The following is an 8,555-nucleotide window of genomic DNA, read 5'->3' on the forward strand; positions in this document are numbered from 1 at the left end:
GATCACATTTAAATCGTTATAATGTTATGGCCGTATTGTTATGCTTTTGAAACGGTGTTACCGGAATTGGTGTCTGAGAGGCTGGCCCTGAAAGGACTGCAAAATCTCGGGCAGCACGAGCGCTTTGCACCCAGTCGGGGTTACGCCCCGTTACACAATGCGCCCTGGCTTTGTTGTTGTACGCATATCGGCGCCGAACCGGGTTTCGTCTGCCGGACATGCTCAAGGCTTTGCTTTTGGCAAGGAGGTTGCCGCCGATGAATTTCGCCCCGCCCGTATCAGATATGCTGCAACTCGCCAACTGCATTCGCGCTCTCTCGATTGATGCTGTGGACGCCGCCAATTCCGGCCATCCGGGAATGCCGCTCGGCATGGCAGACGCGGCAGCCGTTCTGTTCTCCAAGCATCTGAAATTTGATGCCGCGGCACCGAACTGGGCGGATCGCGATCGTTTCGTGCTCTCCAATGGTCACGGTTCGATGCTGCTTTACAGCGCGCTCTATCTGGCGGGCTATAAGGATGTGTCTATCGACGAGCTGAAGAACTTCCGCCAATGGGGTTCAAAGACCGCCGGTCATCCAGAATATGGTCACACTGAAGGCGTTGAGCTGACCACCGGCCCGCTTGGTCAGGGTCTTGCCAGCTCGGTCGGCATGGCAATCGCCGAACGCGCGCTCGCCGACCAGTTCGGCAAGGATATTGTCGATCACCGCACCTATGTTTTTTGCGGCGACGGCTGTCTCATGGAAGGCGTGGGACAGGAAGCGATCTCGCTGGCTGGTCATCTTCGCCTTGGCAAGCTGATCGTGCTTTACGATGATAACGGCATCACGATTGATGGCAGCACGGAAATCGCCTTCACCGACGATATTCCGGCCAAGTTCAAGGCGTGCGGCTGGAACGTCGAAAAGGTCGACGGTCACGATCATGATGCCATCGATGCCGCGTTGACGCGTGCCAAGGCTCAGGTCGACCGTCCGACGCTGATCGCACTCAAGACGGTCATTGGTTATGGTTCTCCGAACCGCGCCGGTACGAGCGGTGTGCATGGCGCGCCGCTAGGTGCTACGGAAAATGCCGCCACCAAGGCAGCGCTCGGCTGGACGGCTGAAGCCTTTGAGATTCCTGGTCCCCTGCTGGATGCCTGGCGTGAAGCCGGTGCACGCGGCGCATCAGACCGCGAAGCATGGCAGAAGCGCGTCGATGCGTTGCCGGAAGCGGAACGTACCGAGTTCGACCGTCGTATTGCCGGCATTTTGCCGGAGGGCTTTGCGGCGGTGGTCCACGACGCAAAGCAGCGCCTCCTCGACAAGCCGCAGAATGTTGCGACCCGCAAGGCAAGCCAGATCGCGCTTGAAAGCCTGACGGCGGCGCTACCGGAAATGATCGGCGGTTCGGCTGATCTTACCCATTCGAACCTCACCCGTGTTCCTGCCGTCGACAGCGATTTCACGCCGGAAAAGAGCGGTCGCTATGTCAGCTACGGCGTGCGTGAATTTGCGATGGGCGCGGCGATGAACGGCATCGCGGTCCATGGCGGTTTCATCCCTTACGGCGGCACCTTCATGGTGTTTTCCGATTACGCCCGCAACGCCATTCGCCTTTCGGCACTCATGGGTGTGCGTGTCATCCACGTGTTGACGCATGACTCCATTGGTCTCGGCGAAGATGGCCCGACCCACCAGCCGGTTGAACATCTGGCCAGCCTGCGCGCCATGCCGAACCTTCATGTTTTCCGTCCGGCAGACACGATTGAAACGCTGGAATGCTGGGCTGTGGCGGTTTCCGATCCGCATACGCCTTCGGTTCTGGCCCTGTCACGCCAGAACGTGCCACAGCTTCGTACCGACAATGGCGAGAACCTTTCGGCACGCGGTGCCTATGTGCTGCGTGAGGCGAAGGGCGAGCGCCAGATCACATTGCTTGCCACGGGCACGGAAGTCTCGCTTGCGGTGAAGGCAGCAGAAAAGCTTGCCGAAGAAGGCATAGCGACGGCGGTTGTCTCCATGCCAAGCTGGGATCTGTTTGAAAAGCAGAGCAAGGATTATCGCGAGGGCGTTCTGGGTGACGCGCCGCGCATCGCCGTCGAGGCTGCAGGTAAATTCGGCTGGACGCGTTATGTCGACAGCGAAGACGACGTGATCGGCATGGATGGCTTCGGCGCTTCGGCTCCCGCCGAAGTGCTTTATGAAAAATTCGGCATCACCGCAGAGGCGATTATCGCCCGTGCAAAATTCTTGCTGGAGCAGGGCAAATGACAATGGCTGGCAATTTTTCTCCCCTCGTTCTGGTAGGCGATAGCGACCGCGTGGAAGCCGAAGCTGTCGGTGCCTATCTCGACAACTGGGCAGGCAAGGACGCATTGCGCCTTGCGACTGCCGATGCGATCAAGGCTATTCTGGCCGGGGCGATACGGCTTGCCGGTCGTATTGCACGAGGTTCTCTTCCGGGCGATCCGGGCAAGCTCGTGGGCGTCAACAGCGATCAGGACCAGCAGAAGTGCATCGATGTCGGTTCGCACAATCTGTTCGTCGATCTGCTGGTTGCTGCGGGTGCGGCGTCCATTCTATCGGAAGAAGCCGACCTCCCCGTGGCGGGTAAGGCGGATGGGTTAATTGCCGTTGCCATCGACCCGCTCGACGGTTCGGGCAATGTGGGCCTCGGCGCGCCACTTGGCACGATATTTTCGATTTTCCCGGCAGACACAGTGGAGCCGTTCTTGCAGCCCGGCAATCGCCAGCTTGCCGCCGGTTATGTTTCCTATGGCAATTCGGTTGATCTCGGCTTTTCAGTGGGTGAGGGCGTGATTTTCGCGACCTTCGATCCGGCAAGCGGGATTTTCCAAATCACGCGCCGCAATGTAACGCTGCCGGAACGCACCTCCGATCTGGCGTTCAACGCATCCGTCCAGCGGCATCTGTCCACGGGCATGCAAGCCTATGTCAACGACGCATTCCTTGGAAAGGATGGTCCGCGCGGACGTAACTTCAATATGCGCTGGCTCGGTGCTGCGGTTGGCGACATGCACCGCATCATGCAGCGCGGCGGTCTGTTCTTCTATGTGAATGACAGCCGCCCCGGCTACGAGAAGGGCCGTCTGCGGCTCGTCTACGAAGCCAATCCAATTGCTTTCCTCGCCCGTGAGGCGGGTGGCAAGGCGACCGACGGTTCGAGACCCATTCTCGATATCGTCCCGCAAACCTATCACGAGCGCAGTGCGCTGGTGTTCGGCGTGGCCGAAGAGGTGGATATCCTCGGCGAATACTTCGCGAAATAACCTGATCTAACATTGACTAGGAGGCTAGAAATGGCGCGCATTACGCTGCGGCAATTGCTCGATCACGCCGCTGAAAAGGGTTACGGCGTCCCGGCATTCAACATCAACAACATGGAACAGGCGCTGGCCATCATGGAAGCGGCGGATGCCGTCGATGCGCCAGTCATCCTGCAGGCTTCGCGCGGCGCGCGTGCCTATGCGAATGACATCATGCTTCGTCACATGATGGACGCGGTGACGGAAATCTATCCGCATATTCCGGTCTGCGTGCATCTCGACCACGGCAACGAAGCCGCCACTTGCATGACCGCCATCCAGGCAGGCTTTACCTCCGTCATGATGGACGGTTCGCTCAAGGCTGATGGCAAGACCCCTGCCGACTGGGACTATAACGTCTCTGTCACACGTCAGGTCAGCGAGATGTCCCATCTGGGCGGCATTTCGGTGGAAGGTGAACTCGGTGTTCTGGGTTCGCTCGAAACCGGCATGGGCGATGCAGAAGACGGTCACGGCGCGGAAGGCGTGCTGTCGCACGACCAGCTTCTCACCGATCCAGATGAGGCGGTGAAGTTTGTACGCGAAACCAAGGTCGATGCGCTGGCAATCGCAATGGGCACGTCGCATGGCGCCTATAAATTCAGCCGCAAGCCGGACGGTTCCGTGCTCGCCATGCATGTGATTGAGGAAATTCATCGCAAGCTGCCGAACACGCATCTTGTCATGCACGGCTCATCTTCCGTGCCCGAAGAGCTGCAGGAAATCATCAACAAGTATGGCGGCAAGATGAAGCCGACCTGGGGTGTTCCGGTTGAGGAAATTCAGCGCGGCATCAAGCATGGCGTGCGCAAGATCAACATCGATACGGACAACCGTATGGCGCTGACCGGCCAGATTCGCCGCGTCCTGCAGGAAGATCCGAGCGAGTTCGATCCGCGCAAATACCTGAAGCCTGCAATGGCTGCGATGACCAAGCTCTGCAAGGAGCGTTTCGAGCAGTTCGGCACCGCCGGTCATGCTGCCTCGATCCGTCCGATCCCGCTTTCCGACATGGCAAAGCGCTATCGCGATGGTTCGCTGGATCCGAAGTTCAGCTAAGTTTTCTAAAGTGACAAAAGAAAAGCGGCCAACTGGCCGCTTTTCTGCTTTTAATGACTGGCCAATCAAGCCTTGTTGTATTTCGCGTCAACTTCGTTGATCGCGTTGACATTGCCAGCCGAGCGGCCGTTTTCGTCAAAGGTCTGCGCGAGGAAAGCGTCGGCTATGGTCTTGGCCACTTCCGCGCCGATGACGCGGGCGCCCATGGTGATGATCTGGGCATTGTTGGAGAGCGCTGCACGCTCTGCCGAATAGGTGTCGTGCGTCAACGCGGCGCGGATGCCCGGGACCTTGTTGGCTGCAATGCAAACACCGATGCCGGTGCCGCAAACCAGAATGGCACGGTCATAAGTGCCATCGAGAACGGCGGAAGCCACGCGGTCGGAGAGATTGGCGTAGAATGCATCCGCGCCAGCGTCTGTACGCGAGATTTCGGAAACCTCGAAGCGATCCTTCAGGTGATCGGCCAGAACCTTGGCCAGACCTTCGCCAGCGCTGTCGCCTGCTACTGCAACTTTCATGATATTGCTCCTTAGTTAGCTTGAATCTTGGCGGCGCACTTGGCCAAAATGTCGAGATAGCCCTCGACGTTCCATGCCGAACGGCCGATGAAAAGCCCGTCAATGTGCGGGCAGGCGATCAGCTCTTCGCAATTGCCGGGATTGACCGAGCCGCCATAGAGGCAAGGCACGCGCCGGCCGAGTACGCTTTCCGCAACTGCGATGATTTCCGCCTGGCGTGCATCGGCATAGTCAGCCGACGCCGGGATACCATTTTCGCCGATGGCCCAGACCGGTTCATAGGCGAACAGGATTTCAGCCTGCTTCTGCGTGTCGGAGAGCTTGGAAAGCGCACCGCGTACTTCTTCCTCAAGCACTTCGGCCGCGCGTCCGCTTTCACGGTCTTCCAGTGTTTCGCCGATGCAAATGAGCGGGATAAGGCCGTGGCGCACAGCGGCTTCGACTTTCAGGCCAACAGTCTCGTTGGTCTCACCGAAATGTTCACGACGCTCGGAATGACCGAGCTCGACGATATCGAGATTGCAGTCCTTGAGCATCAGCGGCGAAATCTCGCCGGTCCATGCACCCTGATCGGCCCAATGCATGTTCTGTGCGCCAACCTTTACGGAGGTGGTGGACAGGATTTCCTTCACTTCGCGCACGGCGGTGAAAGGCGGAATCACGAAACGCTGAATCTCGGGCGAGCGGCTTGCGTCGGCAGCTTTCAGTGCTTCGGCGAAAACGCGGGCTTCGGCCAGCGTCTTGTTCATCTTCCAGCTTGTGCCAATCCAGAATCTGGTCATGCGTAACTGTTCCTAGTCTGCTGCTATTGTCAGTCTGACCCCGGCCTGCTCAAGCTCTTCCAGCACGGTCGCGTCGGGGGATGAATCGGTTATGATCGCGTCGAAATCGGAAAGATCGGCCATCACATGCAGGGCCGGGCGTCCAAACCGCTGGTGATTAACCAGAAGGCAGGTGCGGGCGGCAGAAGCCGTCATCGCACGCTTCGTGCGGACAACATTCTCATCCATGTGATAGACGAGCTTGCCATTGACTGCGGGCGATGAGATGAAAGCGATGTCGGCACTCAGGTGCGACAGGGCACCTTCCGTCAGGATGCCGAAAAAGGCGTTGAACTTGGCGGAATAGGTTCCGCCAAGCGCAATCAGATTGATCCCGTTCTCGCCTTTCAGCTCATCAATGATAACAGCATTGTTGGTAATAACCGTCAGCGGGCGCTTTTCCCGAAGCATGCCGCCAAGGACAGCCGCCATGGATCCGTCGTTGATCATCACGGTCATGCCCGGCTCGACCAGTTCAAGCGCTGCGCGGGCCATCTTCTGCTTCGCTTCGCCGTCCTGCCGCTCGCGGAAGCGGAAATCGCTTTCAAACTGCGTGCCGGCGTCAATCGTCGCGCCGCCGCGCACCTTGCGCAGCACGCCGGACTGTTCCAGCGAGTCCAGGTCACGATGGATTGTCATCCTGGAAACAGCAAACCGATCCGCCAGATCGTCGAGATCGACGGCCTGATTTTCGACCAGAAGGTTTATGATCGCCTGTCTTCTGTCGTCGCGCTTCACGCTCTCATCCGATCTCATTGGCGGAACATTTTCTGCGCGGTGTTAGATCACAAAATCACAAAAAAATCCATGATAAAAATGTTATTTTGTTATTTTCCGTTTGGCTCTCCGACAAGGGCCTTTGCCGTTCGCTCATCGGTGATGAGGCCGTAAAGACGCCCGCTTTTCAGCACGGCGGAAATAGCTTCCGCTTTGGCAAGCCCGCCCGCAAGGCCCACGATTCGGCTCATATCCGCGTTTTCCACCGATGCAGCGATGGTGCGGGCCGTCAGCGCGGTTTCAAGGCGCTTGCCATCGGCATCAAAGAAATGGCCAAGCATTTCGCCAACGCCGCCGAGGTTGGCGATCTCTTCGACCTCGGCCAGTTCTATCATGCCGGATGTGACGAGCTGCGCTTGTGCATCGACCGTGCCGATACCGACGATCTTCAGTTCAGCCTGGCAGCCCATGTCGAAAACGGTGGTGACGCCACGCTGTGCGAGCAGCACTTCGCGATCTTCTGCCGTGTTGGCGAAAAAGGGCACTGGCATCACATAAGCGGGCATGCCGGTCTTCTCGGCGATACGGTGCATCACATCATGCGGGTTGGCGGCGAAATTGCGAGTCAGGCCACCGAGCAACGACACGAAGCGCAGATCGTTGGCGACAACACGCGGCATGTAGCTGACTGCGGCCGAAAGCGTGCGGCCATGGCCGATTCCGATGACTTCATGGTCACCATGTTCGATTTCGCGTCGGAGAAAATCCGCCCCCGCGTGGCCAAGCGCCATGAGCGGCAGTCCTTCTTCGCCGATGTCAGGCACAACCTCGCAATAGTCGAGGCCGTACATATCGGCGAGCCGGTTTTCGAGGTCGATACATTCGGTGATGTCACCGTCTATGCTGACCTTCACCGCACCATCGGCGACGGCTTTGGCTATAAGGCGATGCGCTTTCACGGAAGGCAGGCCAAGGCGCTTCGCGACGGCTGACTGGGTCATGCCTGCCACGAAATGAAGCCATGCGGCGCGCAGCGCCAGTGAATCTTCAGCATCTGCCATTGAAAGCGATCCGGTTCCTTAAATTGTCTATATCTTCAAGTCCTTAGCGCCGGTGTCAATGTGCGGAGCCCAGAAGGCGACACTTTCTGCGATTTGCGAAATGACTTCGCGATCATTGGGCTCGCGTTCCTTGAAGGAAAGCTCAAGGCAGATTTCATTGTCCACCGCACCACCTTCGGCAAATGCTTTGAGCAGCAGCTCAGGCTGAATGCGGCCCTTGGCATTGAAAGCAGCGGTGAACGGACGGTGACCACCCTTATCCATCAGGCTCTGCTTGATGTGAATGATCGGTGAGACTTTCGGCACCGCACGCGCCCATGCATAGGGATCGAAATCATCCGGGTTCGACGAGGTCACATCGCCATGATCAATATCGGCCATCATCCACATTGGGATTGCCATACTGGCGGCGGTCAGTCGGTCCTGAAGCTTGATGGATTCAGCAATCGTCTCGCCAAATTCGCGGCCAATGCTCATCGGTTCCCAGAAGACATAATCAAGACCAGCGCCAGCCGCATGGTCGGCAACCTCGGCCCAGCAGTCGATAGCAATTTTGATCAGTTCTTCGCGGCGTTCAGGACTGTCAAAATCCTTGTAAGTGAAGATCGCAAACTGTGTGCCGACCGACTTGCCACCAAGATCGCCAATAATATCGGCAAAAGTCTTGAACCAGTCGACATAATAGCGACGAACTTCCGCGTCCGGGTGGCCAAAATGGTTGAGACGGCCATAAGGGCCGGTCATGCCAGAAGTTACGCGAACGCCGGTACGCTGAAGGGCTTTGTCCATGTCGCGGGTGAGGCGGCGGATGGTCGAAGCCTGCCAGCTTGGATTGATGAATTCATGGGTAAGCTGAAGGTCGCGCAGGCGCAGATCGCGCGCAACGGTTTCAATCAGATCATCCGGTTCTGCAAAGCGATTGACCAGCGGATTGGTATTGAGCGAAAGCGTAAGGGCCATTGGTTCCTCATGCGGCAATTTTAGCGTTGTCAAACCATGCAATGAATGCGGCGTGTTCGGCTTCGCTCAGGTGCAGATAATGCTTGGTGCGGCGATAGAGGAT

At 57.9% G+C, this 8,555-nt stretch carries 8 protein-coding genes; 3 read left to right on the forward strand and 5 right to left on the reverse strand.

What is annotated here, in order from left to right:
- The first annotated feature begins 257 nt into the window (after positions 1–257).
- From tkt to fba, 3 genes are read left to right on the forward strand one after another with little or no spacing between them, the layout of a single operon-like run.
- The gene (gene tkt / locus FJQ48_RS20510; RefSeq protein ID WP_139976751.1) at positions 258–2,258 is read left to right on the forward strand and encodes a transketolase; all 2,001 of its coding nucleotides are present in this window, start codon (positions 258–260) and stop codon (positions 2,256–2,258) included.
- Positions 2,255–3,277 (forward strand): class 1 fructose-bisphosphatase, encoded by a 1,023-nt coding sequence (locus FJQ48_RS20515; RefSeq protein ID WP_139976752.1) that lies wholly within the window; start codon positions 2,255–2,257, stop codon positions 3,275–3,277. Before tkt ends, FJQ48_RS20515 begins: the two co-directional genes overlap by 4 nt.
- A 30-nt stretch (positions 3,278–3,307) precedes the next feature.
- On the forward strand, positions 3,308–4,372 hold the full coding sequence (fba, locus tag FJQ48_RS20520) for a class II fructose-bisphosphate aldolase (protein ID WP_121981089.1): 1,065 nt from the start codon (positions 3,308–3,310) through the stop codon (positions 4,370–4,372).
- 65 nt (positions 4,373–4,437) lie between these two features.
- Here fba and FJQ48_RS20525 read toward each other — a convergent pair whose 3' ends face one another.
- The 5 genes from FJQ48_RS20525 to FJQ48_RS20545 all read right to left on the reverse strand — a co-directional run bounded on the left by FJQ48_RS20525 (position 4,438) and on the right by FJQ48_RS20545 (position 8,452).
- Positions 4,438–4,893 carry an RpiB/LacA/LacB family sugar-phosphate isomerase gene (locus tag FJQ48_RS20525; protein WP_139976753.1) on the reverse strand — a complete coding sequence of 152 codons (456 nt, stop codon included), beginning with the start codon at positions 4,891–4,893 and terminating at the stop codon, positions 4,438–4,440.
- 11 nt (positions 4,894–4,904) lie between these two features.
- Positions 4,905–5,675 (reverse strand): triose-phosphate isomerase, encoded by a 771-nt coding sequence (locus FJQ48_RS20530; protein WP_139976754.1) that lies wholly within the window; start codon positions 5,673–5,675, stop codon positions 4,905–4,907.
- Positions 5,676–5,687: 12 nt separating this feature from the next.
- Complete coding sequence (locus tag FJQ48_RS20535; protein WP_139976755.1) at positions 5,688–6,452, reverse strand: DeoR/GlpR family DNA-binding transcription regulator; 765 nt, start codon at positions 6,450–6,452, stop codon at positions 5,688–5,690.
- Between the two features lie 89 nt (positions 6,453–6,541).
- Entirely contained in the window at positions 6,542–7,492 is a 951-nt protein-coding gene (locus FJQ48_RS20540; RefSeq protein ID WP_139976756.1) for a sugar-binding transcriptional regulator, read from the reverse strand.
- A gap of 27 nt (positions 7,493–7,519) precedes the next feature.
- On the reverse strand, positions 7,520–8,452 hold the full coding sequence (locus FJQ48_RS20545; RefSeq protein ID WP_139976757.1) for a TIM barrel protein: 933 nt from the start codon (positions 8,450–8,452) through the stop codon (positions 7,520–7,522).
- Positions 8,453–8,555: the final 103 nt, after the last annotated feature.

Origin of the sequence: Ochrobactrum sp. CGA5 (assembly GCF_006345815.1) — a bacterium.
GTDB lineage: Bacteria > Pseudomonadota > Alphaproteobacteria > Rhizobiales > Rhizobiaceae > Brucella.